Annotated in this window: 32 protein-coding genes; 19 read left to right on the top strand and 13 right to left on the bottom strand. The window is 66.7% G+C overall.

Going from position 1 to position 25,286, the window contains the following annotated elements; all coding sequences use genetic code 11:
• Positions 1-169 precede the first annotated feature (169 nt).
• Positions 170-670 (top strand): hypothetical protein, encoded by a 501-nt coding sequence (locus tag B5F84_RS01150; protein ID WP_087319836.1) that lies wholly within the window; start codon positions 170-172, stop codon positions 668-670.
• A 330-nt stretch (positions 671-1,000) separates the two neighbouring features.
• On the opposite strand, the gene B5F84_RS01155 is transcribed toward B5F84_RS01150, so the two are convergent.
• The 3 genes from B5F84_RS01155 to B5F84_RS01165 all read right to left on the bottom strand — a co-directional run bounded on the left by B5F84_RS01155 (position 1,001) and on the right by B5F84_RS01165 (position 3,455).
• A complete protein-coding gene (locus B5F84_RS01155) occupies positions 1,001-1,828 on the bottom strand; it encodes a TipAS antibiotic-recognition domain-containing protein (protein WP_087319838.1) in 828 nt (275 codons plus the stop codon).
• Positions 1,829-1,945: 117 nt separating this feature from the next.
• A complete protein-coding gene (locus tag B5F84_RS01160; protein ID WP_087319840.1) occupies positions 1,946-2,833 on the bottom strand; it encodes a nucleotidyl transferase AbiEii/AbiGii toxin family protein in 888 nt (295 codons plus the stop codon).
• Positions 2,823-3,455 (bottom strand): type IV toxin-antitoxin system AbiEi family antitoxin domain-containing protein, encoded by a 633-nt coding sequence (locus B5F84_RS01165; protein ID WP_204205465.1) that lies wholly within the window; start codon positions 3,453-3,455, stop codon positions 2,823-2,825. The genes B5F84_RS01160 and B5F84_RS01165 overlap by 11 nt, the downstream gene beginning before the upstream one ends.
• An 803-nt stretch (positions 3,456-4,258) precedes the next feature.
• On the opposite strand from B5F84_RS01165, the gene B5F84_RS01170 reads away from it, so the two are divergent.
• From B5F84_RS01170 to B5F84_RS01180, 3 genes are all read left to right on the top strand, one after another.
• Positions 4,259-4,786 (top strand): sigma-70 family RNA polymerase sigma factor, encoded by a 528-nt coding sequence (locus B5F84_RS01170; RefSeq protein WP_087319841.1) that lies wholly within the window; start codon positions 4,259-4,261, stop codon positions 4,784-4,786.
• Positions 4,770-5,909, top strand: a complete 1,140-nt coding sequence (locus B5F84_RS01175) for a DUF4179 domain-containing protein (RefSeq protein WP_087319843.1) — start codon at positions 4,770-4,772, stop codon at positions 5,907-5,909. The genes B5F84_RS01170 and B5F84_RS01175 overlap by 17 nt, the downstream gene beginning before the upstream one ends.
• Before the next feature lie 365 nt (positions 5,910-6,274).
• A complete protein-coding gene (locus tag B5F84_RS01180) occupies positions 6,275-6,598 on the top strand; it encodes a hypothetical protein (protein WP_087319844.1) in 324 nt (107 codons plus the stop codon).
• Here the strand turns inward: B5F84_RS01180 and B5F84_RS01185 are convergent.
• From B5F84_RS01185 to B5F84_RS01200, 4 genes are read right to left on the bottom strand one after another with little or no spacing between them, the layout of a single operon-like run.
• Positions 6,595-6,792, bottom strand: a complete 198-nt coding sequence (locus B5F84_RS01185; RefSeq protein ID WP_087319846.1) for a hypothetical protein — start codon at positions 6,790-6,792, stop codon at positions 6,595-6,597. The genes B5F84_RS01180 and B5F84_RS01185 overlap by 4 nt on opposite strands.
• A gap of 23 nt (positions 6,793-6,815) precedes the next feature.
• Positions 6,816-7,265, bottom strand: a complete 450-nt coding sequence (locus B5F84_RS01190; protein ID WP_087319848.1) for a PH domain-containing protein — start codon at positions 7,263-7,265, stop codon at positions 6,816-6,818.
• A gap of 25 nt (positions 7,266-7,290) precedes the next feature.
• Positions 7,291-7,974 carry an SdpI family protein gene (locus B5F84_RS01195; RefSeq protein ID WP_087319850.1) on the bottom strand — a complete coding sequence of 228 codons (684 nt, stop codon included), beginning with the start codon at positions 7,972-7,974 and terminating at the stop codon, positions 7,291-7,293.
• Positions 7,964-8,242 carry an autorepressor SdpR family transcription factor gene (locus tag B5F84_RS01200; RefSeq protein ID WP_087319853.1) on the bottom strand — a complete coding sequence of 93 codons (279 nt, stop codon included), beginning with the start codon at positions 8,240-8,242 and terminating at the stop codon, positions 7,964-7,966. Before B5F84_RS01200 ends, B5F84_RS01195 begins: the two co-directional genes overlap by 11 nt.
• 388 nt (positions 8,243-8,630) lie before the next feature.
• Between B5F84_RS01200 and B5F84_RS01205 the strand changes: the two genes are divergently transcribed.
• The 5 genes from B5F84_RS01205 to B5F84_RS01225 all read left to right on the top strand — a co-directional run bounded on the left by B5F84_RS01205 (position 8,631) and on the right by B5F84_RS01225 (position 10,589).
• Positions 8,631-8,951, top strand: coding sequence for a PadR family transcriptional regulator (locus B5F84_RS01205; RefSeq protein WP_204205466.1), 321 nt, complete (start codon positions 8,631-8,633; stop codon positions 8,949-8,951).
• Positions 8,938-9,567 (top strand): DUF1700 domain-containing protein, encoded by a 630-nt coding sequence (locus B5F84_RS01210; protein ID WP_087319855.1) that lies wholly within the window; start codon positions 8,938-8,940, stop codon positions 9,565-9,567. The genes B5F84_RS01205 and B5F84_RS01210 overlap by 14 nt, the downstream gene beginning before the upstream one ends.
• Positions 9,568-9,582: 15 nt before the next feature.
• Complete coding sequence (locus tag B5F84_RS01215) at positions 9,583-9,831, top strand: hypothetical protein (RefSeq protein ID WP_087319857.1); 249 nt, start codon at positions 9,583-9,585, stop codon at positions 9,829-9,831.
• 118 nt (positions 9,832-9,949) lie between these two features.
• Positions 9,950-10,234 (top strand): type II toxin-antitoxin system Phd/YefM family antitoxin, encoded by a 285-nt coding sequence (locus B5F84_RS09535; protein WP_158094451.1) that lies wholly within the window; start codon positions 9,950-9,952, stop codon positions 10,232-10,234.
• On the top strand, positions 10,218-10,589 hold the full coding sequence (locus tag B5F84_RS01225; protein ID WP_087319860.1) for a PIN domain-containing protein: 372 nt from the start codon (positions 10,218-10,220) through the stop codon (positions 10,587-10,589). Before B5F84_RS09535 ends, B5F84_RS01225 begins: the two co-directional genes overlap by 17 nt.
• Here B5F84_RS01225 and B5F84_RS01230 read toward each other — a convergent pair.
• A complete protein-coding gene (locus B5F84_RS01230) occupies positions 10,586-11,101 on the bottom strand; it encodes a hypothetical protein (RefSeq protein WP_087319862.1) in 516 nt (171 codons plus the stop codon). The genes B5F84_RS01225 and B5F84_RS01230 overlap by 4 nt on opposite strands.
• A 166-nt stretch (positions 11,102-11,267) precedes the next feature.
• Between B5F84_RS01230 and B5F84_RS01235 the strand changes: the two genes are divergently transcribed.
• The 10 genes from B5F84_RS01235 (at position 11,268) to B5F84_RS09540 (ending at position 19,599) form a co-directional block, all read left to right on the top strand.
• Entirely contained in the window at positions 11,268-13,007 is a 1,740-nt protein-coding gene (locus B5F84_RS01235) for an ABC transporter ATP-binding protein/permease (protein ID WP_204205467.1), read from the top strand.
• The gene (gene cydC / locus B5F84_RS01240; protein ID WP_343225118.1) at positions 13,004-14,644 is read left to right on the top strand and encodes a thiol reductant ABC exporter subunit CydC; all 1,641 of its coding nucleotides are present in this window, start codon (positions 13,004-13,006) and stop codon (positions 14,642-14,644) included. Before B5F84_RS01235 ends, cydC begins: the two co-directional genes overlap by 4 nt.
• Entirely contained in the window at positions 14,644-15,012 is a 369-nt protein-coding gene (locus B5F84_RS01245) for a nitrous oxide-stimulated promoter family protein (RefSeq protein ID WP_087319865.1), read from the top strand. Before cydC ends, B5F84_RS01245 begins: the two co-directional genes overlap by 1 nt.
• Positions 15,013-15,061: 49 nt before the next feature.
• Positions 15,062-15,448, top strand: a complete 387-nt coding sequence (locus tag B5F84_RS01250; RefSeq protein ID WP_087319867.1) for a YbaN family protein — start codon at positions 15,062-15,064, stop codon at positions 15,446-15,448.
• Between the two features lie 42 nt (positions 15,449-15,490).
• A complete protein-coding gene (locus B5F84_RS01255; protein WP_087319869.1) occupies positions 15,491-15,856 on the top strand; it encodes a heavy-metal-associated domain-containing protein in 366 nt (121 codons plus the stop codon).
• A 185-nt stretch (positions 15,857-16,041) separates the two neighbouring features.
• Positions 16,042-16,605, top strand: a complete 564-nt coding sequence (gene ahpC, locus B5F84_RS01260; RefSeq protein WP_087319871.1) for an alkyl hydroperoxide reductase subunit C — start codon at positions 16,042-16,044, stop codon at positions 16,603-16,605.
• Positions 16,606-16,683: 78 nt separating this feature from the next.
• Positions 16,684-18,396, top strand: coding sequence for an FAD-dependent oxidoreductase (locus B5F84_RS01265; protein ID WP_087319873.1), 1,713 nt, complete (start codon positions 16,684-16,686; stop codon positions 18,394-18,396).
• Positions 18,397-18,669: 273 nt separating this feature from the next.
• Complete coding sequence (locus B5F84_RS01270) at positions 18,670-19,107, top strand: AAA family ATPase (RefSeq protein WP_239378159.1); 438 nt, start codon at positions 18,670-18,672, stop codon at positions 19,105-19,107.
• A gap of 4 nt (positions 19,108-19,111) precedes the next feature.
• Entirely contained in the window at positions 19,112-19,333 is a 222-nt protein-coding gene (locus B5F84_RS01275; protein ID WP_087319875.1) for a hypothetical protein, read from the top strand.
• Positions 19,330-19,599: a hypothetical protein gene (locus tag B5F84_RS09540; protein WP_087319876.1), complete on the top strand. Its 270-nt coding sequence runs from the start codon at positions 19,330-19,332 to the stop codon at positions 19,597-19,599. Before B5F84_RS01275 ends, B5F84_RS09540 begins: the two co-directional genes overlap by 4 nt.
• Positions 19,600-19,610: 11 nt before the next feature.
• On the opposite strand, the gene B5F84_RS01285 is transcribed toward B5F84_RS09540, so the two are convergent.
• The 5 genes from B5F84_RS01285 to B5F84_RS01305 form a co-directional block, all read right to left on the bottom strand.
• On the bottom strand, positions 19,611-20,246 hold the full coding sequence (locus B5F84_RS01285) for a DUF6796 family protein (RefSeq protein ID WP_143786023.1): 636 nt from the start codon (positions 20,244-20,246) through the stop codon (positions 19,611-19,613).
• Between the two features lie 72 nt (positions 20,247-20,318).
• Complete coding sequence (locus B5F84_RS01290) at positions 20,319-20,747, bottom strand: flavodoxin (protein WP_087319879.1); 429 nt, start codon at positions 20,745-20,747, stop codon at positions 20,319-20,321.
• A 38-nt stretch (positions 20,748-20,785) separates the two neighbouring features.
• Entirely contained in the window at positions 20,786-21,454 is a 669-nt protein-coding gene (locus tag B5F84_RS01295; RefSeq protein WP_087319880.1) for a DUF3793 family protein, read from the bottom strand.
• A gap of 98 nt (positions 21,455-21,552) precedes the next feature.
• On the bottom strand, positions 21,553-23,286 hold the full coding sequence (locus tag B5F84_RS01300; RefSeq protein ID WP_087319882.1) for an ABC transporter ATP-binding protein: 1,734 nt from the start codon (positions 23,284-23,286) through the stop codon (positions 21,553-21,555).
• Positions 23,287-25,209 carry an ABC transporter ATP-binding protein gene (locus B5F84_RS01305; protein WP_204205468.1) on the bottom strand — a complete coding sequence of 641 codons (1,923 nt, stop codon included), beginning with the start codon at positions 25,207-25,209 and terminating at the stop codon, positions 23,287-23,289.
• Positions 25,210-25,286 lie beyond the last annotated feature (77 nt).

Below are 25,286 nucleotides of genomic sequence, written 5' to 3' on the forward strand. Positions count from 1 at the left end.
ATCCCAGTGGACCAAGTGACGGCGTCATTCCCAAAGTCGTGACGTTTTTGTGACCCGCCCCCGGCGGCATGGAATAATGCTCTTATCAATCAAGCGCGTATAACGGTTCAGCGCGGGGCATGCAGGTGCCTCGCGCTTTTTTTGCGCGCGCGTCGAAAGGAGTCCGGTTTTGCAGTATTACATGCGCCTTCCCCGTGGCAAGCGCGAGTTCTGCCTCTTCATGGCTGTTATCTCAGTGATTTCGGTCAACATCATCGCGCCCGTCATCACCTGCTTTGAGATGGGCTTCTCGCTGGACACGTGGGTGGCCGCCCTGCGCGTCATGCCCCTCATCTGGCTCGCCGTCATCGCATGCGTACTCATCACCTACTACCCGGCGGAATGGGTGACGGCGCGCTTCCTTGAGAAGGATGACTCCTACAATGCGCACATCCTCGTGAACATCCTGGCCACGGTGTGCATGATGTCGGTCATCCTCACCGTCGTGGCGCCCTGGATCGCCTCCGGCCAGGTCTCGATGGAGCCCGTCGAGCACTTCTTCTTCCGCTGGCCGCGCAACTTCGCCGTGTCGTTTGCCGTCGAGGCGCTCGTGGCGCAGCCCATCGCCCGCGCTGTGATGAACCGGCTGCACCTCGCGCTCGATGCGCGGCGCGAGCCAGCAGTGGCGTAGCAAGAGCGCCCTTTATGGACTGCGGCATGCCAAGCCGCTTCCATGCAACAGCTACGCAGGCGGCGGTGCCAACACGGCATCGAATGACTTCGCAGAACTTGACGCACGGAGCCGCCCATGGCGTGCAGGTCGTCCGCCGGCATCTCGGGTATGTACACCTCCTCGTAAGGGTATGTACACTTCCCAATCTGGTCGTTCTTCTCGCACAAGGCACTGACCTGCGGTTTTGCGAGAAGAACCATCCGGCGGGGTGTACATACCCGGAAGGAGGGTGTACATACCCTCAAAAGACGGGCGCGCCCGCAGGGGGGGCAGCGCGCAGGCGCCGCGTCACGCGCACGCGTGGACCGCGTCGCGCAGGAACTGCGTGGCGCCCGGCGCCGCCTTCTCGTAGTAGGTGCGGAACCGCTCGTCGGAGACGTAGCCGTCGGCCAGGCCCTTGTGGGCCTCAGGAGTGTAGGTGCCCTCCGGCCAGTACATGCGCAGCCAGTGGCCGTGCATCGCCACGAGCTTGCGCGCCTCCGGGCCTGCCGGATTGCCCGCCTCCATCGCGCGGCGCAGCTGCTCCTTGATAGCGAGCTCGAGCTCGTCGGCCTGCAGGTGCGCCGCCTCGCCCATTGCCACGTACTTCTCGTTGGCGGCGTCTGCCGCCTCGTTGCCGTAGGCCGCGCGGACCTCCGTGCCGTAGGCCTCCTCGTTCTCCCCTACCTCGCGCCAGCGCTTGAGATGCGGCAGCAGCGTGGCCATGAGGGAGACCGCCTCGTCGAGGGAGACGCCGAGGGCCTTGGCCTCCATGGGGGCCGTGGCCTCGATGAACTCGTCCATCGTCATGCCCTTGGCGGTGAAGTCGCCGTGGTCGTAGCAGTACTTGCAGAAGTCCGCGTTCCGGGAGCCGTCCGCCTCGGTGCCGTGCAGCTCCTCGTCGGGGATGGGCATGCTGCAGCACTGGCAGTAGTAGCTCATGGGCATGTCGAAGAAGCGCTCGAGCGGCACGCCAAAGGTGACGCAGATGAGCTTCACCATGTCGATCCCGGGGGTTGTCTCGCCCGCCTCCCAGCGGCTCACGGCCTGCCGCGTCACGTAGAGCCTGTGTGCCATCTCCTCCTGCGTGAGGTCCGCCTCTTTGCGGATGGCGGCGATGGTGTCCTTCATGGGCATAGGGTCCCTCCTTGCTCGGGTCTCTCGGTAGGGCAATTGTCACCGGGCGGGCGACGCCGCACAAGAAACGGGCTGTTGCGCGACTCCGGCTTTCTCGCTCTCTTGTGAGGATGGGGCCTATCTCCAGCTTTCTAGTGAAGGATTCCATACTTTACCGTCGGCAGAGCCGTCGAGCACCGGGTCGAACAGGGCAGTGGCGAGCGTGGCGGCAGCAGCGATGTCCTCAATGTCAGAGGCAAGGGGAACACTCATGCACAACTTCTTGAATCTGGTTCCTCCCATGCCAGACCACTCCGCAGGAATCTCAAAATGATCGGGCAAGGGCATTCTTCTTGCAAGGCATTCCAGCTTTATACGCCGAGATAGCTTCGTGCCGTCAATCGTGCTGCTTCGGGCGTATACCACAACATCAGCCAAATCCTTCTGTCTCGAAGAGGGCCTACCACAGTGTCGCTCCATGATGCCGCAGAACTTATCGGCGAGAGAGCTCTCCGCGGTACATACGCGGTAGGAGCATATTGGAAGGTCTCGCACAGCAATTCGGTCGGCTGGAGTAACGGTGTCGAAATCCTCTTGGGGGATGGTGTCAATCACAAGGTCAATAGAAATATCCTGAAGACTCTTGTTTCCCAACCGGACGTGGAATCTCACGTTCATGCCAGAGCGATACTCGTCCTCCGCCTTGATGAGACTCATTCCGGCAAATGAGAACGTGACGAAGTCCTCCAGATTAAGGGCAGCCAGGTGCTTCAGATCATCAACGGCTTCCTCGAGATTGTTGCCAGTCGATAGGAGGTCTATGTCACGCGTCGCACGAGCGTCAGTCGTACGCGCGAGCACGCTCAGACCTCCTTTGAGCAGAAAGTGAGAGCCAGGGTCACTAAAAACTCGACAGAGGAACCGATGAAAGAAGAATCCCGCATAAGCTCTGCCGGTATCCATCGGCGATGCCTTTGCTGCAGCCTTAATTGCCTTATCAAGATCATCTGAAGTCTTATATGTCATGGAGGTTGCACTCCTCGAATGCTCGACGCACTTTGCGAGCTCTTCCAGGCGTGAGCCCTTCTACGATGGCGCGCAGCCTCTTAAGGTCAAGGCCCTTCTCTTGAGCGTCATGGTAAGCATCTCGCACAAGGGAGAGCTCTTCATCGTCGAGCACAAGGTCAATGATGGTGCGCTCTGGCTTTGTTGCGGCAAACCCGCACCCAAAATCGACGTCTTCCCGAGAAATCTGCCGGACAGAGATGCGCACATCAGGGTTTCTGGTTTTGAGCCGTCTGGGAGCATACATACAGATAGGCGTTAGGAAGAAGTCGCCGATGCCAATAAGGGACGCCGCCGTAGTTCCGCCAACAACGATGCCATCCCACGCGTCATACGCCATCCGTTCGTGAAGCATCTTCTCGGGAGAAGTCAGCTTCCATGCGGCAGCAATCTCGTCTGCAGGGGAGGAGGTCACCGCCGCCGAACGGTATGCTCCGTGAGCCAGCCTTACGAGCTTTCCGGCGTTGCACGCCTTTGCGAGGGCGCTGCGAGATATGCCGACGCGCGCCGCTTGGGCAGTTGTAAAGACGCCTTCAGATGCGGAAAGTGAATCGATGAACGGCGTCTGTCTCTGTCTACTCATGTTCCAATTGTATCCTATTAGGCTACTTTTGCGGCACATATTCAACCTTCTCGAAGTTAATTCCCTACCAGCGCCGCCTCATTTCCGGTAGCCACTCGTTCTTCTCGTCAAACTGCTCGATGGTTTTCTCGGCCATAGCTGAACCCCCGTCTCACTCACGGCAAACTAACCTGTGCAGACTGTGAGTTCCGGACTCTTGGGGTGCCGGAAGATGGGCGTACCAACCCACCCGAGACCAACAAGTGTGACCAGTCCCTACTACCCCTGGTCACCCGCCGGCGCGTACCATTGGGGGCCTCCGCGCCGCTCTTGTCTCTCTCGTGCCCTGTAGTCAGTATAACACAAATAGGAACATTAGTTCTTCTTTTTGGTATTGGATATCAACTTTTCCAACCGTAGATTCGCAAGAAGCTGGCGACCAGGGGCTGCGGCTTTAGGCTAGACCGCAAGACCTCGGCGGACGCGGAAACGCCACGATCTCTCTCCGATATCGGCAGATTAAGCCTACTTCAAGCCCACTTCTTCGACGGATAATTTGCCGGTATCGGAACTGGCGGCGGTGGCCTCGTTGCGGCCTCTCCGGGTGTGTACGAAGTTGTAGAGTTGACGTTCTTCTCGCCGACGTGTTGACCTGTGGAAACGCTGAGAAGGACCGTGTATCAGAAACTCAATCTCGTACACACCCGGAGGGGTAATCCAAAATCCGGCTGTCACGTTTGGCGCGCGGCCGTGTGTACTAGGTGACGGGGCGGCGGCCGGGCCCCGGACGGTACATTCGACGGACGCGAGAGGAGGCGCTCCCGATGCAGATCCCCCGAGACGCGCTGGACCGGGACCCTGAGCGGCTCGTGCGCGACTACGCCGACCTGGTCCTGCGCGTGTGCTACACCTACCTGCGCTCAACGGCTGACGCCGAGGACGTCTGCCAGGACACGCTCGTGAAGCTGCTCCTGCGCGAGGAGCCGTTCCGCGACCCCGGGCACGAGCGCGCGTGGGTCGTCCGCGTGGCGATAAACGCCTGCAAGAACCTGCTGCGGGACTACGGCTCGCATCCCGAGGCGGACCTCGCCGCCGTGCCGGAGCCCGCAGCGGCGGAGGCACCGGATGAGGACGCGCTCCGGCGGCGCGACGACCGCGTGCTCGCCGCCGTGATGGCGCTCCCGCTCCCGCAGCGCGAGGCGGTCTACCTGCACTACTACGAGGGCTACCCCACGCGCGAGGTCGCGCGGATCGTCGGCGCCACGGACGCCGCCGTGCGCCAGCGCCTGAGCCGCGCCCGCGCGAGCCTCAGAGACGACTTGAAGGGAGACCACGATGACTTCCCCGCTTGATTCCTACACCGCCTCGATGGACAGCCTGCACTTTTCCGACGAGGCAAAGGTGCGCATGGCTGAGAGCCTGCGCGCGGCCGCAGCCGCAAAGAATGCCGAGAAGAACGCGCAGTCTGCAGCCCCTGTCGAGGTCCTGACCGTGTCCGCGCGCCGCCCCGCTCGCCCCCGTGCGAGCCGCTGGGCGCGTGTCGCCGCTGGGCTTGCCCTGGCGCTTGCGTTGGGCGGGGGCGCCACCGTCGCCGTGGCGGCGGGCGTGCTGCCCAACCCGGCCGACGTGCTCTCGGACGTCTTCGGCGGCGCGCCGGCCCAGACCGAGCTCCTGAACGAGGTGGGCCGGCCGATCGGTGCGAGCGCGACCTCGAACGGCGTCACCGTGACGGCCGAGGCCGTGGCAGGCGACCGGTTCAACTACGCCGTGGCCTACTCGATTGAGTTCGAGGATTCCGCCGCGCTCGAGGGGATCGAGTTCCACGAGGGCGGCACGCTGACGTACGTGGGGGACGCGTTCCTGCGTGTGGACGGCGCGATGAGCGGCGGCGGTCTCGTCCGGCTCTACGATGCCGATCCCGGTGACAACACGCTGCAGCTCGTGCAGGTCATGGGGGTGCAGACGTGGAACGACGCGGGTATCGTGGGCCGCACAGCGCGCTTCTCGATGAGCAAGCTCGAGATCTTCACCGATGAGGGGGAGTTCAAGACGCTGGCGGCCGGTGACTGGAATCTCAAGTTTGAGATGAACTACGTGGACACGACCGTTGACCTGCCGGCGAGCCAGACAACAACGTGGCAGGGCTCGGACGTTACGATCGACGCCGTGGCGGTGTCCTCCCTCGGTGTCACGGTGGACTACACGATCGACCGGCAGACGCGCGACCTCGCGCTTCCCGGCGAGGTGAGCGAAGAGGCCCTGGCCGAGCAGGCTGCTGTGACGGGCCTCCCCGTGATCGTGACCTTTGCAGACGGGACGACGTTCGACGCCACGGACGCCAACGGTTCTTCGACGAAGCGCAGTGACGGCACGACCACCGTCTCCAAGGCGACGATCTACGACCACATCGTGGACACGGATGACATCGTGAGCGTGACCGTGGGCGACGTGGAGATCCCCGTGAACGCTGCGTAGAGCTGCAACAACCGTGCGCTGCAGGAGGGGCGAGCCGTCCGAGCGGCCCGCCCTTCTCGCCCGGCAAGATACTTTCCCGAGCGGATCGCCGCACGTGGCGGTCCGCGCTGAAAACTCGCTCAAAGTCTCGCTTTCGCCGCGGAATCCGAGACTATGAGTGAGTTGGCGCAGCAAAACTCGTTCAAAGTCTCGTTCCGACCGCCAAAACCGAGACTTTCAGCGAGCTGCCGTCGTCCAGAGAGCGAGGGCGGTTTTGACACGCTGGATGAGGATGTCGGCAGGGCAGTTGCCAACCTGAAGCGACTTGCTGATACGGCTGACGGGGGCGACGCAGACAATGCGCGCCCCGAGGGAGGGGGCCGACAGTGATCTCCGGGGTCGTGCTTGCGCTTGCAAGCGTCATGTCGCTTCTCGCGGGTATCAAGATGATTGCGAGAAGAACGTGCTCTCCGCTCAAGGCCATCCATCGGAGCAACCTTACGTCGGAGGACGAGCGGCGGCTCTCGCTTGTGTGCGGGCCGGCGCTTCTGGTGGTCGGGGTCTCGTTTGCCGTGTCGGCATATCTCGCCGTCTTCGTGGGGGATGCGGCCAGCGGTGCGCAGGCGGTTATCGGGGCCGTGGGGATTGCGCTTCCAGCTCTGGTCATCCTGCTCGCCATCAGGCGCTACAACGGGTCGGCCACATCCTAGCCGCGCGAATCGCGCTCAGGGCTCTTCCTGTCGGAGTCGTACCTCTCCGCCAGCCTCTTGAGCTCGTCTACGGCCTCCTCGTCCTTCTCGCCCATGTCGGGCGCGTCGAAGGGGCAGTCGGGCAGGTCCGTGTACCAGATCTGCGTGCCGCCGAGGGAGTTCTTCTTCCAGTAGGGCCAATGCGGGACGTCCATCCTCTCCTCCTCCTTTCGGGGCATCAGGCGCCGGGTCCAAGGCCGCACCTGCGCTCGAGCTCTGCCACGAGGGCGTCGTTGTCGGTCACCGAGACGATGGCGTCGCCGTCATAGGGCGCCTCGATGTAGACGCGGTCGAGCGAGTTGGCCGTTCCCGCCAGGAACGTCCTGGTGCGCCGGACGCCCCTCACGTGGGCGTAGGGGATCGCCGAGCGCGTCCCGGCGTACACGACGACGAGACGGTCTTCGTAGAGCTCGACGCGGTTGCTGCGGACGGGCAGGGCCGCCAGGGCGACGAAGGCCGGGACGGGCAGGAGCGCGAGCCAGCCCCACGGGGACGAGGGGCCCGCGCCCGCGAAGCACACGACGCACCCGACGGAGAGGCCGCCCGCGACCACCGCCATGACGGCTATGAACCACGGGTCGGTCCTGCCGGGGAACACCCGCTCCGTCCGCTCGTTCTTCTCGCCCATCGCAGCCTCCTCTCGGACGTTCTCCCTAGCGGCCCTCGCGCCGCCAGACGAGGAAGCTGTAGACGCCCACGACGAGGGTCGCGACCAAGACCGCCGCCATGCCAACCCAGAACGACGCCTCGGGCGCCACGGACGAGAGCAGGGCGGCGACGAGCATCGCCGCGCCCGCGACCACGAAGACGGGTCCGGCGAAGCGGTGCGTGTGGCGCCAGTTGTCCTCGCTCGCGAGCGTCCAGGGCGTGCGGATGCCGAAGGTGTAGTTGGGCTTGACGCGCGGCAGGTAGTTGCCGAGCGCGATCATGAGGGCACCGAGCGCGAAGAGGATCGCCGTCGAGACGAGCGAGCCTCCCTCGGGCACGAGGCCAGAGGCGGTGAGCGGCGTCATCCACGAGACGGCAACCATGAAGAGGGTGATTGCGGCGCTCATGCCCAGGTAGACGCCGCGGAAGCGCTCGAAGTTGCGCCCTTTGGGGTCGAGGCGCGGAACGGCGAGCATGACGAGCGCGACGACGAGGGGCATGGCCGCCATGACGAGCGTGCCCGCCTTGTCGCCCCAGCCGTCGACCGCGCCGTCGGCGCCCCAGTGCGTGGGCACCGTCTCCGGCATGGCGGGGTAGGCCAGCAGCGCGTACGCCGCCAGGTGGACGACCACCACCGCGAACAGGACGACCCAGAAGGCGCGCTCCCCACGCCCAAGCTCAATCTTCATCCGAAGCCTCCGTTTCCGTGAGCCCGAGGAACCATGAGATGAGGCCCTGCAGGACGGTGGTGTCCAGCCGGTAGAGGACGTTCCTGCCCCGGCGCTCCGCCTCCACGAGTCCCGCCTCGCGCAGGACTTCGAGGTGGTGCGAGAGCGTCGCCTTGTTCTGAGGGAAGTGCTCGCCGATCTCTCCCGCCGTCATGTCCCGCTCGCCGAGAAGCTCGAGGATGCGGCGGCGCGTGGGGTCAGAGAGCGCCTTGAACCCGTCGCCGACCATCTCGCCTCCTCTTGCTCGCGGGCCTCTTGCGGTGGAGTATACCCCTGACTGTTCGATGGATGTCGTACAGTTCGACATTCGTCGAAATGATTCTCAGTTTGACGGCGCAGAGAGGCGGGGTGTGCGGCGTCTCCCTCCGGGTGTGTACGAAGTTGCAGAGTTGATGTTCTTCTCGGCAACGCGCTGACCTGAGGAAACGTGATTGCTAGGTACCGTATTAATTTGCAACTTCGTACACACCCGGGAGGAAGGGGCGCAGGCGGCCCGGAGGGGATTGGAGAGTGAGCCCGGGATGGGTCGGCAAGCTCCCCCAAAAAACTCGTTGACGCCAGATACTATGCGTCATATAGTGTGTGTAACACAGTATATGACGAGGGGAGGTGTGCGGATGGAGGCCCAGATGAAGCGCGGCTTCCTGGAGGCCTGCGTGCTCGCGGCCGTCTCAGGCGAGGAGTCCTATGGCTACCAGATCGTCAAGGACGTGCCCGCCGGCATGGGGCTCACGGAGTCCACGCTCTACCCGCTGCTCAAGCGCCTGGAGAAGGCCGGGTGCATCACGGCGCGCTCCGCCGAGCACAACGGGCGGCTGCGCCGGTACTACCGCATCACGGACGACGGCCGCGAGCGCATCGAGGAGTTCCTGGCCGAATGGCCGTCCGTGCAGGAGATCTACCGTTACGTGGAGGGGGCGCATCATGACGCGCGATGAGTTCCTGGGCCGGCTGGGCGAACTGCTCGCCTGCCTGCCGGCGGACCAGGTTGAGGAGACCAAGCAGTTCTACGCGGAGGCCATCGCCGACCGCATGGAGGACGGCATGAGCGAGGAGGAGGCCGTGGCCGCGATGGGCGCGCCCGGCGAGGTGGCGGAGGCCACGCTCGACGACCTGCCCGCCGTGCCGCGCGCCATCGCAAGGACGCGCCGGCGCAGCACCGCGCTCCTGTGGGTGCTCACCATCGTGGGATCGCCCGTGTGGGTGCCGTTGCTGATCGCCTTTGCCGCCGTGGCCGTCACGATCTACGTCTGCATCTGGGTGCTGGCGCTCTGCGTGTGGGTCATCGCCGCGTGCTTCGGGGCCGTGGGGGTCACAAACCTCGCGCTCATGACCGTGGGCGTCAAGGTCGGCCTCATTCCGTACGCACTCGTGACGCTGGGATGCGGCATCGCACTTCTTGGCGTGGCGCTTCTCGTGGGCGCGGGCGCCTGGGCGGTCTCCAAGCAGATCGGGCGCCTCTCGGCGCTCTGGGCAAGAAAGGCGGTCTCGCCCTTCTGGAAGGGCCGGGGCGAGAAGAACGATGGGGCCGCAGCGGCCCACCTTGGGGCATAGGGAGGAGCGGACATCATGACCAGCGCGAAGAAGATCTACCTTGCCGTGGCGGGAGGGCTCGTGGCCGCGGGCCTTGTCCTCGCGGGCATCGGATATGTTGCCTCGGGCTGCGACCCGGCCGTGTTCTCGACGCAGCTTGACGCCCGCAATGGGGAGGTCATTCTCGGAGGAGTTGAGGTGGAGGGCCCCATTGGCATGTACAACCTCGACCGAATCTTCGGTTTGGGCCAGATTGACATCGCGGCCCCCGAGGCGCCGGCGTAGTCCTTCGCACCCCCGAAGAGGGCGCGTCTGTAGGAGGAGTTACGTATCCGCAAAGGCTGCCTTTCGAGAATATATGACCAACATCTTGGTTATACTTTCCCTAACGAAAGGAGGCGTCATGACAACGCTGAGCGTCGATCTTGACCAGGCTGTGCGCATGGGCATCGCTGAAGCAAAGGCCCACCTCAGCAGCATCGTGGAGCGTGCCGAGAAGAACGGCGAGGCCGCGGTTCTCGAGCGCTACGGACGTCCGGCGGCGCTCGTCGTGCCGCTGCCGCGCACAGGAGGCGCGGAGCGTCGGGCGCGCGGTCTTCTCGCCGAGTACGCTGATGCGGACAAGCTCGCCCTCGAGGAGGGGGCCTTTGCTCGGGCGATGGCGGTGAAGCATGGAAGCCCTGCTTGATGCCAACGCCGCGCTTCGCTACCTGTTGGAGGACAACCCGGAGCAGGCGGAGGTGACGGCGACGGCCATAGCGCGGGGTGCGGAAGTCACCATCGAAATGCTTGCCGAGTGTGTGTACGTGCTCTCGGGCGTCTACGGAGTGCCCCGGTCGCGCATCGCGGAGAGCCTGGGCATCCTGCTCGAGGAGGTGTCGTGCCGGCGCAAGAACGTGGCCGCCGCGGCGCTCGGGCTCTACAGCGGCAGCTCGTTCGACTTCGTGGACTGCGTGCTGGCGGCGGAGCGGCAGGAGTGCGGCCGCGAGGTCGTGACGTTTGACAAGCGGCTCGGCGCGCTGCTGGGCAAGGTGGGAGACTAGCGCGCCAGCTCTCGGACGGCGTCGGCCACGCCGCCCTCGCTCGCGAGGTTGACCGAGAGGCTGATGGGCACCACCCTGAGGGTGACCACGTCGGAGCCCTCGTAGGTGACGACCTCAAGGCCCTTGTACTCGCCCACGTCGTCCGCGGACTGCCCGAGCCTGACGGTCTCGGGCTCCCAGACCTCCACGACGTACTCCTCCGGCGCGTCCGGCGCGGGCGCCATGCCGCTCACCTGCGAGAGGGGCGAGAAGAGCCCTTCGATCCGCGCCTGGTCCGCGACCTCGGCGAGCTCCTCGCCGGTCGCGGCGTCGCGCACCACGGCGCGGACGGTCTTGCCCCAGTCGATGCCCCCGAGCGTGCGCGCGACCTCGGTGGCGTCCTCGGCCAGGCCAAGGACTGCGCCCGCGGGGTCGTCCGGCCCGCCGTCCTTCTCGCCCAGCCCAAGGCACCCGGCAAGCGAGAGGGACAGCGCGGCGGCAAGGGCAAGCGTGACGATGCGGGAGCGGTGCATTGAGCCCTCCATTCTCAGTCACCAGATTGTGTGCCCAGAGCTCCTCCGGCGTCAACCCGGTAAGCACCTCTCACAAGTCTTAGAGTTTCCAGCAGTTAACAATTCTCACAAGATAGTTTACTCTGCCTAACAGATGTAAAACGGACGTGAGGAGCGGCAGCGCGTGATGATCGACCGGAGGCTCGTCGGCGTCGTGCCGGGGAGCATGAGGTACGTGTGTGCGAGCGTGGCCCTCCAGTGGGCGTCGCTCGTGGCCAACATGGGCATGGTGCTCGTCATCTGCCGGACGCTGTCTGCGCTCTGGGCGGGCGCGGCGGGCGAGAAGGACCTTGTGCTTCTTGCCATCTGCGTGGTCGCGGCGGCCGTCGTGCGCGGACTTGCCGCTGTGGGCTCCGCGCGCATGGGGTTTCTCGCCAGCCGTGAGGTCAAGCGCACGCTGCGTCACCGCATCTACGAGAAGCTCCTGCGCCTGGGACCAAGCTACCGCGAGAACGTGCGCACCTCCGAGGTCGTGCAGGTGGCGGTGGAGGGGTGCGACCAGCTGGAGACCTACTTCGGCGCGTACCTGCCGCAGTTCTTCTACGCCCTGCTCGCGCCGCTCACGCTCTTTGTGGCCCTGGCCTTTGTGAACGTGCCGGCGGCCGTGGTGCTTCTGGTGTGCGTGCCGCTCATCCCGGTGGCCATCGCGGCGGTGCAGACCTGGGCAAAGAGGCTGCTCGGCCGCTACTGGGGCCAGTACACCGAGCTCGGCGACACCTTCCTAGAGAACCTTCAGGGCCTCACCACCCTCAAGGTCTACCAGGCCGACGAGTTCAAGCAGGCCGAGATGAACGAGCAGGCCGAGAAGTTCCGGCGCATCACGATGCGCGTGCTCACGATGCAGCTCAACTCCATCACGATCATGGACCTCGTGGCGTACGGTGGGGCAGCCGCGGGCGTGGCGGTGGCGCTCACGCAGATGGCTGCCGGCGCGGTTGACCTGGGCGGGTGCCTCGCCATCATCCTGCTGGCGGCGGACTACTTCATCCCCATGCGCCAGCTGGGGTCGTTCTTTCACGTGGCCATGAACGGCATGGCGGCGAGCGAGAAGATCTTCCGGCTGCTGGGCCTGCCGGAGCCGCCGGCGGGCGGGGAGGAGTTTCCGGAGCGGCGTGACGTGCGCGCCCGCGACCTGCGTTTCTCCTACGACGGCGAACGCGAGGTGCTCTCCGGCGTGAGCCTCGACGTGCCGGCGGGCGGCTTCGTGGCCGTGGTGGGCGAGTCCGGCTGTGGCAAGTCCACGCTCGCGGCGCTCCTGCTGGGGCGGTTGCGCGGGTATCGGGGGTCACTCACGGTGGGCGGCGTGGAGGTTGGCGCGCTCGACGCGGCCGACCTTCTTGCCCACGTGACGTACGTGGGGCACGAGAGCTACCTCTTCAAGGGAACGGTGCGGGAGAACCTGCTGGTCGCGGCGCCGGGGGCGACAGACGGCGCGCTCTGGGCCGCGCTCGAGGCCACGCGCCTCGCGGACTTCCTGCGCGCCGAGACCGGCCTGGACACGGCGCTCGCGGAGCGCGGCTCCAACCTCTCCGGCGGCCAGCGCCAGCGCCTGGCCATCGCCCGCGCGCTCTTGCACGAGACGCCGGTCTACGTCTTTGACGAGGCCACCTCCAACGTGGACGCGGAGAGCGAGGACGCCATCATGGCGGCCGTGCGCGGGCTGGCCGGGCGCGCGACGGTGATCCTCATCTCGCACCGCCTGGCCAACGTGGTGGAGGCGGACGAGATCTTCGTGCTCGACGGCGGACGCGTGGTGGAGCACGGGCGCCACGACGAGCTCGTTGCCGCGGGCGGCCGCTACGCCACGCTCTGGCGCGCCCAGCGCGAGCTCGAGGAATACGGCGAGACGAGGGGGATGGTCGCATGAGGGTGATGCTTCGGCTCGTGGGGCTGGTGCGGCCGCTCACGGGGTTCATGGTGCTGGCCATCCTCATGGGGCTTCTCGGCCACCTGTGCGCGGCGGCGATTACGGTGCTCGGCGGCTACGGCGTGCTCGCGGTGCTCGCGGGCGGCGCGGCGGCCCCGCTTGGTGGCCTCATCGTGGCGATGGCGGTCTGCGCCGTGGCGCGCGGCCTTTTGCGCTACGGCGAGCAGGCGTGCAACCACTTCATCGCGTTCAAGCTGCTCGCGCTCGTCCGCGACCGCGTGTTCCGGGCGCTGCGGCGTCTTGCCCCGGCCAAGCTCGAGGGGCGCGACCGTGGCGACCTCATCTCACTCATCACCTCGGACATCGAGCTCCTCGAGGTCTTCTACGCGCACACCATCTCGCCCGCCGCGATTGCGCTCACCTTCTGCGCGGGGGCCTGCGCCTTCATCGGAAGCTTCCACCCGCTGCTCGCCGTCGTGGCAGCGGTGTCGTACCTCGCCGTGGGCGTGGCGTGCCCGCTCGTTGCTGCGCGCCTGGCCGGGGACGCCGGCGCACGTTTCCGCGCCGGCGCGGGCGAGCTCTCGAGCTTCGTGCTGGAGAGCCTGCGCGGCCTGGACGAGATCCTGCAGTACGGCGCCGGCGCCTCCCGTCTGACCCAGATGGACGAGCGGTCCCGCGCGCTCGCCGCGGACGAGGAGCGCATGAAGCGCTCCACCGGTCGTGCCACGGCGCTCACCAACACGGTCATTCTCGCCTGCGACCTGGCCATGCTGCTCGTGGCGGCGGCGCTTCACCGCGCCGGTGCCGTGGGCTTTGACGGCGTCCTCATTCCCGTGCTCGCGCTCATGAGCTCCTTTGGCCCGGCGGTGGCGCTCGCGAACCTGGGCTCCACGCTGCAGCCCACCCTCGCGGCGGGGGAGCGCGTGCTCGCCATCCTGGACGAGGAGCCGGTCACGCCGGAGGTCACGGGCCAGGAACAGGTGGGCTTTGACGGCGCCGCGGCCAGCCACGTGGGCTTCTCCTACGGAGACGAGCGCGTGCTCATGGACGTCTCGCTCGAGGCGCCCGCCGGCAGGGTCGTGGGCATCACCGGGCGCTCCGGCTCCGGCAAGTCCACGCTGCTGCGCCTGTTCATGCGGTTCTGGGATGCGGGCGAGGGAAGCGTCACGGTCTCCGGGCGCGACGTGCGGCGTGTGAACACGGCCAACTTGCGCGAGCTGGAGTCCCTCGTCACGCAGGAGACGCACCTCTTCCACGACAGCATCCGCAACAACCTGCGCATCGCGCGGCTCGACGCCACGGACGATCAGATCGAGGCAGCCTGCCGCAAGGCGTCGGTCCACAACTTCGTGATGAGCCTGCCGGTCGGCTACGACACGCCCGTCGGCGAGCTCGGCGACACCCTCTCCGGCGGCGAGCGCCAGCGCCTGGGACTTGCGCGCGCCTTTCTTCACGACGCCCCCTTCATGCTGCTCGACGAGCCCACGAGCAACCTCGACAGCCTGAACGAGGCCGTCATCCTGCGCTCCATTGCCGAGGAGCGCGCCGGGCGGACGGTGCTTCTTGTCTCCCACAGGCCGTCCACGATGCGAATCGCCGACACCGTGGTCTCCGTTGAGAACGGGAGGGTCAGCTGATGGCGCGCACGCCCGACACCGCGCGCGTGACGGCCAAGCGCGAGCGCGAGAATCGCATGGTGTCCGAGATGATTGCGCTTTACTGCCGCAAGCGCCACGGCACGCACGCGGGCGAGCTCTGCCCGGAGTGTGCCGAGCTCGCGGAGTACGCGCGGCAGCGCAGCGATCGCTGCCCCTTCATGGAGACCAAGACCTTCTGCTCGAGCTGCCGTGTGCACTGCTACCGGCCTGAGATGCGCGAGAAGATCCGCGAGGTGATGCGCTTCTCGGGACCGCGGATGATCTTCCATCACCCCGTGGCGGCCGTCCGTCACGTTATCGAGACGTGCAAAGGTGCCTGTCACTTTTGCACGCCCGTGCAAAAGTGACAGGCACCTTTGCACGTCAGGGGCAGTTGCGCACATCGAAAGGAGACACATGAAGGTGAAGAAGGTTCTGCTCGTTGCGCTGGGCTGCGTGGGGCTCGTGCTGGGAGCCATCGGAGCGGTGGTGCCGCTGCTGCCGGCGTTCCCGTTTCTGATGCTCGCGGCGTTCTGCTTTGCCAAGAGCTCGGAACGACTGCACGCGTGGTTCTGCGGCACCAGGCTCTACAAGAGGAACCTCGAGAGCTACGCGGCGGGCCAGGGGATGGACTGGGCCACCAAGATCCGCGTGATGGTTACGGTGACCCTGCTCATGACCATCGGCTTTGTCATGATGCGCCAGGTGCGGGTGGGGCAGATCGTCCTCGCGTGCGTGTGGGCGTTCCACATCCTGTACTTCTGCTTCGGCGTGAAGACCCGCCGCGCGCCGGCCGAGGCATGAGCGGCGGGTAAGAAGAGCGCGGGCCCGTAAGGGGAGGTTGCCATGATCAACGTCATCATCGTCCTGGCCGTGGCGGCGGTCGTTCTTCTCGCCGCCCGCCGCTACCTGCGGACGCTCCGTCGGGGCGGCTGCGGGTGCGGGTGCGGGGGCGGGGGAGAGTCGCATGTCGCGCGCCCCACGGTGCCGGACACCAACGAGGACCACTACCCCTACGCCGTCGACCTCACCGTCGAGGGCATGCACTGCGACCACTGCCTCGCTGTCGTGGAGACCGCGCTCGACGGGCTCGGCGGCGTGTGGGCGCGCGCGAGCCTGCCCGACCGCGTGCGCGTGCTCTCCAAGGACCCGATCGACCCCGCCGCGCTTGCGGCTGCCGTGGAGTCCGCCGGCTACCACGTGGTGGGATAGCGCGCGGGTTCTGGACGGTTCTGCTCGCCGGAGCGTCCACGGCCTGCGCGCGGCCACAAGTTGTGAAGAACCCGTGTGGTATGGGCTAAAAGTAAGCCTAATCAAACTCTCGAGTCAGAAATGCGGCCAGAAGGGTATCGCTTGAGCAAGCCCCAACGGGCAGCCACCAATCAAAGGAGCCAAGCATGTCCCTCATCAACAAGGAGATCTCCGACTTCACCGTCCAGGCCTATCAGAACGGCGGCTTCCACACCGTCTCCAAGGCGGACGCCCTCGGGCACTGGAGCCTGTTCTTCTTCTATCCCGCCGACTTTACCTTTGTCTGCCCCACCGAGCTCGAGGAGCTGGCAGAGAACTACGACGCCTTCAAGGCCGAGGGCTGCGAGGTCTACTCCGTGAGCTGCGACACCCACTTCGTGCACAAGGCGTGGCACGACGAGTCCGAGCGCGTGGGCAAGGTCACCTACCCCATGCTGGCGGACCCGGCGCACGTCCTCGCGCGCGACTTCGAGGTCCTGATCGAGGACGACGGCCTCGCCGAGCGCGGCGCCTTCATCGTGGACCCCGAGGGGCGCGTCCAGGTCTACGAGGTCACGGCCGGCGGCATCGGCCGCAACGCCAAGGAGCTGCTGCGCCTGGTCCAGGCCGCCAAGTTCGTGGCCGAGCACGGCGACCAGGTCTGCCCCGCCAAGTGGCAGCCGGGCGCCGAGACGCTGAGGCCCAGCCTCGACCTGGTGGGCCAGCTGTAGGCGCACGCTGTGCACGAAGACTCGGACAGGGCCGCGACCGGGCATCCGGCCGCGGCCCTCGTACATAAGGAGCAAAGAATGAGCGAGAAGAACCTTGGCGAAAAGAATGCGAGCGAGAAGAACGTGGCGGCCCGGCCCGACCCCAAGAGCCTCTACGACGCCGTCATCATCGGCGGCGGCCCGGCCGGTCTCACGGCGGCCCTCTACCTTGCGCGGGCGCGCTACCGCGTGCTCGTGGTCGAGCGCGAGACGTTCGGCGGACAGATCACCATCACGAGCGAGGTGGTGAACTACCCCGGCGTCCTCTCCGCGAGCGGCGCCGAGCTCACCGAGACCATGAGGCGGCAGGCCGAGTCGTTCGGCGCGGAGTTCCTGCTCGCCGAGGTGACGGGGCTCGACCTGGCGGGCGACGTCAAGCGCGTGAGCACCTCGCGCGGGGAGCTCTCCTGCCTCGCGGTCCTTCTCGCCACCGGGGCGAGCCCGCGCCGCCTGGGGTTTGCCGGCGAGGAGGAGTTCCGCGGGCGCGGCGTGGCCTACTGCGCCACCTGCGACGGCGAGTTCTTCACGGGAAAGCGGGTCTTTGTGGTGGGCGGCGGCTTCGCCGCGGCCGAGGAGAGCGTCTTTCTCACCAAGTACGCGAGCCACGTGACCGTGCTCGTGCGCGAGGACGACTTCACCTGCGCGCCCGCCGCGGCCGAGCCCGCGAAGAGCCACCCCAAGATCGACGTGCTCTACAACAGCGAGCTCGTGGAGGCGGGCGGCGACGAGGTCGGGCTCCGGTACCTGCGCTACCGCAACACGCGCACCGGCGGGGAGACCAGCTACGAGGCTCCGGCGGGCGAGACCCTCGGCATCTTCGTCTTTGTGGGCTACGCGCCGGCGACGGGGCTCGTGCGCGGGATAGCCGAGCTCGACGAGCGCGGGTACGTCCTCACCGACGAGCGCCAGATGACCTCGGCGGACGGCCTCTTTGCCGCGGGCGACGTCTGCGTGAAGACGCTGCGCCAGGTGGCGACGGCCGTGGGGCAGGCCGCCCAGACCGCGACGGACATGGAGCGCTACCTCAAGGCCGCGCAGGAGCGCACGGGCCTCGTGCCCCAGGCGCCGGCGTCGCGCCCGCGTGCCTCCGAGGAGCCGAAGGGGGAGCGCCCGGCCGCCCAGGACGACGGGTCGCTCCTCACGCCGGAGATGAGGGCGCAGCTCGACGCGGTCTTCTCGCGCATGGAGCGCCCGCTCGTCCTGCGACTGCACCTCGACGATGGTCCGGTCTCGGCCGAGCTTCGGGCCTACATGGAGGAGCTGGCCGCGCTCACGGACAGGCTCTCTGTGGAGGTGGCGCCCGCGGGCGAGCTGCCCGCCGAGGAGCTGCCCTGCGTGCGCGTGTGCCGCGAGGACGGCGCGTGGACGGGCCTTGCCTTCCACGGCGTGCCGGGCGGCCACGAGTTCACGAGCTTCGTGCTCGGGCTCTACAACGCGGCCGGCCCCGGGCAGCCCATCGCGGACGCGGACCGCGCCGCGGCGGAAGGAATCGCCGAGGACCTGCAGATCACGCTGCTCGTCTCGCTCTCGTGCACGATGTGCCCGGACACCGTGGTGGCCGCGCAGCGCATCGCCGCGCTCAGCCCGCGCGTGACTGCGGAGGCCTACGACGTGGCGCACTTCGGCGCGCTGCGCGACCGCTACCGCGCCATGAGCGTGCCGTGCGTGGTCATCCGCCATGCGGACGGTCGCGAGCACGTGACCTTTGGCAAGAAGGGCGTGGCGCAGCTGCTGGAGGAGATCGGGCGGTAGGCCGGGCTCGGGAGGGGCTGGCGAGAAGGGCGTCGAGCTCCGCGACGTACGCTTCTCGTATGCCGAGGGTGGCGACGAGGTGCTGCGCGGCGTCTCCCTCCGCATGGAGCTGGGCATTGTCTGCCCGGCCCATCAAGATGACGCGCGGCGGCTGCCTCACGAAGAGCCCCACCAGCGAATTGCGCCAATAGGCCACCAGAACTTGCGGTAATCGACTAGTAGAACATGCGATAATTGACCAGTATCGGGTAGACGACAGGGAAGGGGGCCAATATGATCGAACGTGAGATGACGGCAAAGCTGCTCGAGCTCGCCGGGCAGTATCCCATCGTGTCGATTACCGGTCCCAGGCAGAGCGGTAAGAGCACCCTTGCCAAGAGCTCCTTCCCTGATTACGAGTATCTATCCTTCGAGAATCCTGATGTCCGGAGTTCGTTCGAGGATGATCCGGTGACCTTTCTCAGACGTCATGGGTCGCACGTCATCTTTGACGAGGCGCAGCGCGTCCCAGAGCTCTTCTCGTATCTGCAGGGGGTCGTCGACGAGTCGGGACAGCTCGGGCAGTTTGTCATCACGGGCTCTCAGAACTTCCTGCGCGTTGCTCGCATTCTGGGTTTGCTGCAGGGCGTCGAGGACGCAACCGACCCGCTGAACACGCCTATCGGCCGTGCACGGGCGGAGCAGGACGTGCCCAAGCGCGTGAGGAGGTGAGGGCATGCAGCTCGACGTTACCGTTCAGATCGAGGGCGAGGACGTCCTGGCGGGAAGGCTGTATCAAAACGTTCGTCACGGCGATGAGACGGCGACCTTCTCTTATGCGACCTCTTATCTGGATGACGCCCGCGCCTTCACACTAGCGCCGGACATGCCGCTCGGCCCGGGGACTTTTCACTCCGGGAGACGTCCGGCTGGAGGCTCTCGCCCGCATTCGACGTGAACCCCACGCCAGGCTCCGAGCCCAAGTTCCTCGCGACTGGCCTCGAGTTCGGCGCGCGTGAAGCAGAACCGGAGCTGGCGTTCGAGGTTCTCGACTTCTTCCGTCTGAGTCTCGCCGAGGCGCGTGACGTCGCGTCCCGTATGGCGTCGGCCCTCTCTGGTTGGCGCAGGCAGGCCCGAGCGGACGGCATATCCGAGGCGTCCATCGACTACATGGCAGACTGTTTCGAGGCCGGTGTTCGTAAGTTGAGGGCGCTCTCTCGGTAGGCGCCATCACCTCACGGAAGTCTGAGGGCAAGAACCATCGCGGCGAACATGACCGTGAAGACGAGGTTGCTCCACCCGCCAAAGAGGACGCAGCGCGCCGGCTGCGGCACGCGCATCCACGCAAGGCCGAGAAAGCTCGTGACCAGCGGCGTGAGGACGACAAACCACGCGGGAAAGACCGTCTGTCCCAGCACTATGGCAACGCCGAGCACAACAAAGCCCAGGTACATGGGTACGGTGGCAAACCGCATGACAAACATGATGTTGCCAGCGACCTCGTCATACAGCTCTTCTCGCCCTGCCTTGGCGATGACGGAGAGATAGACATACTGGGCGTGATAGGCGCCGCCGCAGATGAGGGCAAGGGCGAGCAGCGCCGCGGCCAGCCAGACGAGCCAGTCCATCTCTCCGCGCGCGACGAGCGCAAGCCCGGCAAATCCGAGCACGTACAGGAACGCCGCGACCGGCCCAAGCACTCCTCCAAGGCGCACGCGACCGGCGGGCACGTCGCGCATGATGCGCATGTACGGCCTGAGCGTCCCGTCCATGTCGTAGGCGCCGGGCGTGAAGTAGAGCAGCATGTCCCCGGCAAACATGAGAAGCGAGCCCAGGAGTCCCAGGGCGAGAAGAACGAGCGTCAACGGCATGGCGCATCCCATCCATCGCGGGCGTCAGATGGTCCCGGAGCCCTCTCGGCTCCGGGACCTCGGCTTGAGCCATCACGCCTCGACGAGGCTCCTTGCGGCCGCCTCGAGCTCGGCGACGGCATCGTCATCGGGGGCCTCGTTGGCGATCACGGTGCAGACTACGTTCACGCCAGCCCTCTCCGCGTCTGCCCGCCAGGTCTCCATCCACTCGCCGGTGCCCCAGCCGTAGCTGCCGAACAGCACCACGGGCTTGTCGCCCAGCGCGCCCACGCACGCCTCCCAGACGGGCTCGAACTCGTCGGACTCCAGCTCCTCGGCGCCCATGGCGGGGCAGCCAAAGGCGAGCGCGTCATAGTTGGGCACATCTTCCGCCGAGAAGTCTGCGACGGGCACGACGCGAGCTTCGGCCCCCGCGTCGGCGATGCCCGCCTCGAGCGCATGGGCCATCTCCTCGGTGTTGCCCGTTCCCGTCCAGTACACGATCGCGATGTTCTTGCTCATGGAAGTCTCCCTCCGTCGTGCGGGCTCAGCCGCCCCTGTTATGCCGTTGCCATCCGGAGAAGCCCCCGCAGGGGCGTTCCCTCGGAGTAGAGCCTCTTGATCTTGAGCTCCTCGCGCTCGAGCTCCTTGAAGCGCCGCAGCGCCTCGTCTACGTCTCCGTAGACCTTCCAACGTCCGCACGCTCGAGCCCCCTGGCCCCCGTCTGACATGAAGCCGTCGACGTCCTCGATGGGATAGCCGAGGACAAAGCCGATCTCGTGGGGAAAGGGGGCCCTGTTGCCGTAGTAGGCGCGCAGGCGGCGCCGGAGCTCTCCCATGAGTGCTCCGCTGCGAGAGGGGAGGCGGTTCTTGGCGAGAAACGGCCTCGCGTCTGCGCCGGAGAGAAGGCGCCGGATGTGGCGCGGGCGCCAGACGAGCAGCATCGCTCGCCCTTCTCGCCATCCCAGCAGGGAGACTCGCACACCGAAGCGTCGGAGGTGCCACGCGTAGGTCCCTATGAGGGTCTTTACATGAAGGCGGCGCATGGATGCCGGGCGCGCGGCATCGTCGGGCGGCATCCGAAAGCCAAAGACTGCGGCGGGCTTGCGTCCCGCAAGCACGATGCCCGCCTGACAGACGAGACAGCGCACGAACCTCGCCTCAAGATGCTCCTGAGGCGAGGCGTCGCTGGCGTCAATGGCAAGGCAGATGTCCATTCCCTGACCCATACGCCTCCAATAGTTAGCTAGTACTAACTCTAGTGAGCATAGAGTAAACCAGAGCTAACATATTGTCCATGGTCCAAAAGGGGCTGTCCCCTTTTGGATCACAGCGCCCAGTCCGCGCTCTCGGTCTGCAGGCGCACCATGCGGGCGAAGAGGCCGCCCGCGGCGAGCAGCTCCTCCGGCGAGCCCTGCTCGGCCACGCGGCCGTCCTCGAGCACCACGATCTTGTCCGCGCTCATGACGGTGCGCATGCGGTGCGCGATCACGATGACGGTCTTGCCGGCGAGGAGGCGGCTGAGCGCATCCTGGACCTCGGTCTCGTTTTCCACGTCCAGACTCGCCGTCGCCTCATCGAGCAGCACGATGGGCGCATCCTTGAGCAGCGCCCGGGCGATGGAGATGCGCTGGCGCTCGCCGCCGGAGAGGCGCGCGCCGTTCTCGCCGATCATCGTGTCGTAGCCCTGCGGCAGGCGGCTTACGAACTCGTCGCAGTTGGCCGCCCGCGCCGCCGCGAGCACCTCCTCGTCGGTGGCACCGCGGCGTCCCAGGCGGATGTTGCCCATCACCGTGTCGTCAAAGAGCAGCACGTCCTGGAAGACCACGGAGAAGTCGGCGAGAAGGACCTCGGAGTCCACGGCCGCCACGTCCACGCCGCCCACGGTGACGCGGCCCGCGTCGGCGTCCCACAGGCGCGCGGCCAGGCGGGCGCAGGTGGACTTGCCGGAGCCGGACGGTCCCACGAGCGCCGTGACCTCGCCCTCGCGCGCCGTGAACGTCACGCCGTCGAGGACCTTCTCGCCGCCGTCATAGGAGAAGGACACGTCCTCGAAGGCGACGTCATGACCTGCCGGCTCGTACTTCTCGCCGCCCTGCGCGAGCGGCTCCTCGTAGAAGCTCTTCATGCGCGCTGCGGCCGTCTTGGCCGAGAAGAGCTCGGCGATGAGCATGAGGCACTGGTCGAAGGGTGCGTAGATGCGGCTCACCACCAGGAGGAACGCGAAGAGTGTCATGAACGTGCAGGAGCCCTCCAGGATGAGCGAGGCGCCCACGAGTACCGTGGTGGCAAGGCCCAGGCGCAGCACGATCTGGGCTCCGTTGACGGCGATGCCGCACGCGATCTCCGAGCGGGCGGCCTGGCGCTCCGCGGCGTCGACGTCCGCATGGATGTGCTCGAGGTAGCGCTCCTCTTGGTTGGTCGCGCGCACCTCGCGCACGCACTCAAGCGCCTCCTGGATGTCCTCCGAGGTGGCAAGGCCGCGCATGCGCGTGGCCTCCATCATGGGCTGGAGCGCGCGGCGCGCGCCGAAGAGGATGGCGAGCCCCACCGGGCAGCTCCAGAGCGACGCGAGCGCGAGCCGCCAGTCAAAGGAGAACAGGCAGACGGCCGCCACGGCGAGCGTGATGTAGGCGCCGTAGAGCTCGGGCAGAACGTGGCTGTAGGCGTGCTCGGTGGTCTTGACGTCGGTCATGAGGGTCTCGGTGAGGTCGGCGAGGTCGCGGCGGCCGAAGAAGCCCAGGGGCAGCTTGCGCAGGCGCTCGGCGAGACCGATGCGCTGCCGGCCGCTCTCCTTGTAGATGACACCGTACTGGTAGTAGTAGGCCTGGTACTCCGCGATGAAGAGGACGACGATGAAGGCCACGAGCCCTGCCGCGTAGGGTGCGAGCCCAGGCAGCGGCGCGCCCTCGGTGAGGTGCGCCACGAACGCCTCCATGGCGAGGTAGGTCATGCCCACGCCCGCGAAGACGGCGAGGTTGGCCACGGCCGTCCATGCGGCGCCGCGCTTGACGTTCCTCACGCCCTCGTCGGTGAGGGCGTACTTCTCCTTGATGCTCATCTACTCAACCTCCCGTGAGACCGTGCAAGGGGGACAGTCACTTTCGCACGGCGAGCTCGTGCGAAAGTGACTGTCCCCCTTGCACGCTGTCCCCTTTGTCTCACCGCTCGTGATGCGCCAGCTCACGGACTTCTCGTAGTCGGCCCACATGCGGGCGTAGAGGCCGCCCGCCGCCAGCAGCTCGTCGTGCGTGCCCTGCTCGACCACGCGCCCGGCATCGAGCACCACGATCTTGTCGGCGTTCCGCACCGTGGAGAGGCGGTGCGCGATCATGAGGACGGTGCGGGGCGAACCATTGCGCCCGCGGGCGAGGCGCTTGAAGGCGGCCTGGATCTTGACCTCGTTCTCCGGGTCGGCGAAGGCCGTCGCCTCGTCGAGCACCACCACGGGAGCATCCTTCAGGATGGCGCGGGCGATCATGAGGCGCTGCACCTCGCCGCCGGAGAGGTGCGTCCCGCCCGTCCCCACGAGCGTGTCGGCGCCCTGGGGCAGCTTCTCCAGGATGTCCGCGCACTGGGCGGCCTCAAGGGCGGCGAGCGCCTCCTCGCGGGTGGCCTCGGGGCGCGCGGCGCGCACGTTCTCCAGGATCGTCTGGCGGAAGGGCCGGTTGGCCTGGAAGACAAAGGCCACGCGGTCCATGAGGTCGTGCGGGTCCATCTGGCGCACGTCCACGCCGCCGAGCGTCACGCGCCCCGAGTCCACGTCCCAGAAGCGCGGCACGAGGCTCGCCGCCGTGGTCTTGCCGCCGCCGGAGGGGCCCACGAGCGCCACCGTCGCGCCGGCGGGCACCTCAAAGCTCACGTGGTCGAGCGCCGGGGCGTCCGAACCCTCGTAGGAGAAGGTCACGTCCTCGAAGCTGATGGCATTGCCCTCGGGCGCGCGAGGCGCGGCGGGAGCGGCGATCACGGGCGCCGCGAGCACCTCGTCCACGCGGCTGACGGCGTCCGCCGCCGACTGGAACGCCTCGGACATGAACATCACGCGCGTCATCGCGGTGGGGATCACGGCCGAGAAGATCGCGTAGAACGCGACGTTGGCCAAAAAGCGCGCAAAGTCCCCCTCGCCGGGCGCAACGAGGATCGCCACCGGCACGAGGAAGATCGCGACTCCGTTGATGATGGTGAGCGAGAGCGACTGCGGCGTCTGGCACCACTTGACGGCGTAGTCCTGCGCGAGCCGCGTGAACTCCTCGATGGCGTCATGGAACGCGCGGAAGCTGTAGACCGTCTGCTGGAACACCTTGACCACGGGGATGCCGCGCACGTACTCGGTGCCGGTCTTGTTCATCTTGACGAGCGACTCCATGTAGCGCGTCATGAAGTCCATGCCACGCCCGCCCATCATGTAGAACATGCAGCCGAGCGAGATGATCACCGCGACAAGGCACGCGAGACCGAGCCGCCAGTCAAAGACGAAGAACAGCACCAGCATGCCCAAGATCATGGCGATGCTGCCCGCGGTGTCCGGGAGCTTGTGGGCAAGCAGCCCCTCGGTCTCGGCGGCGCAGCCGTCCACGATGCGGCGAAGCGCGCCGCTCGCGTGCGTGTCGAAGTAGCCGAGGCTCGCGTGCATGAGGTGGTCCGTGGTGCGCTTGCGCATGTTGGACGCGCAACGGAAGGCCGCGAGGTGCGTGCACATGAGGCCGGCGAAGTAGAGAAGGATGCTCGCGGCCGCAAGGCCGAACGCCCACCAGCCGTACGCGGCGATTCCGGTGGCCGCGCCCCAGTCGGGCGCCACGGCGATGAGGTCGCGCGCCACGAGCCAGACGCAGACGTACGGGCCAAAGCTCACGAGCATAGATACCGCCGAGAGCGCGCAGCCCAGGTACGTGAGCGCTCGGCGCGGACCGGCGAAGGCGAGCAGGCGGCTCACGGCGCCCTTGCCGCGGGCGCCGCCCGTCCCGGTCACTTGAGAGTCAGACATCGAAGCCTCCCTGTCCTCGAGTCTTGATTGACGTTCCGCCGCACCGTATCATGGGAGCCGTTGATTGTTAGCTGTGG

Source organism: Olsenella sp. An290, assembly GCF_002159535.1.
GTDB lineage: Bacteria > Actinomycetota > Coriobacteriia > Coriobacteriales > Atopobiaceae > Thermophilibacter.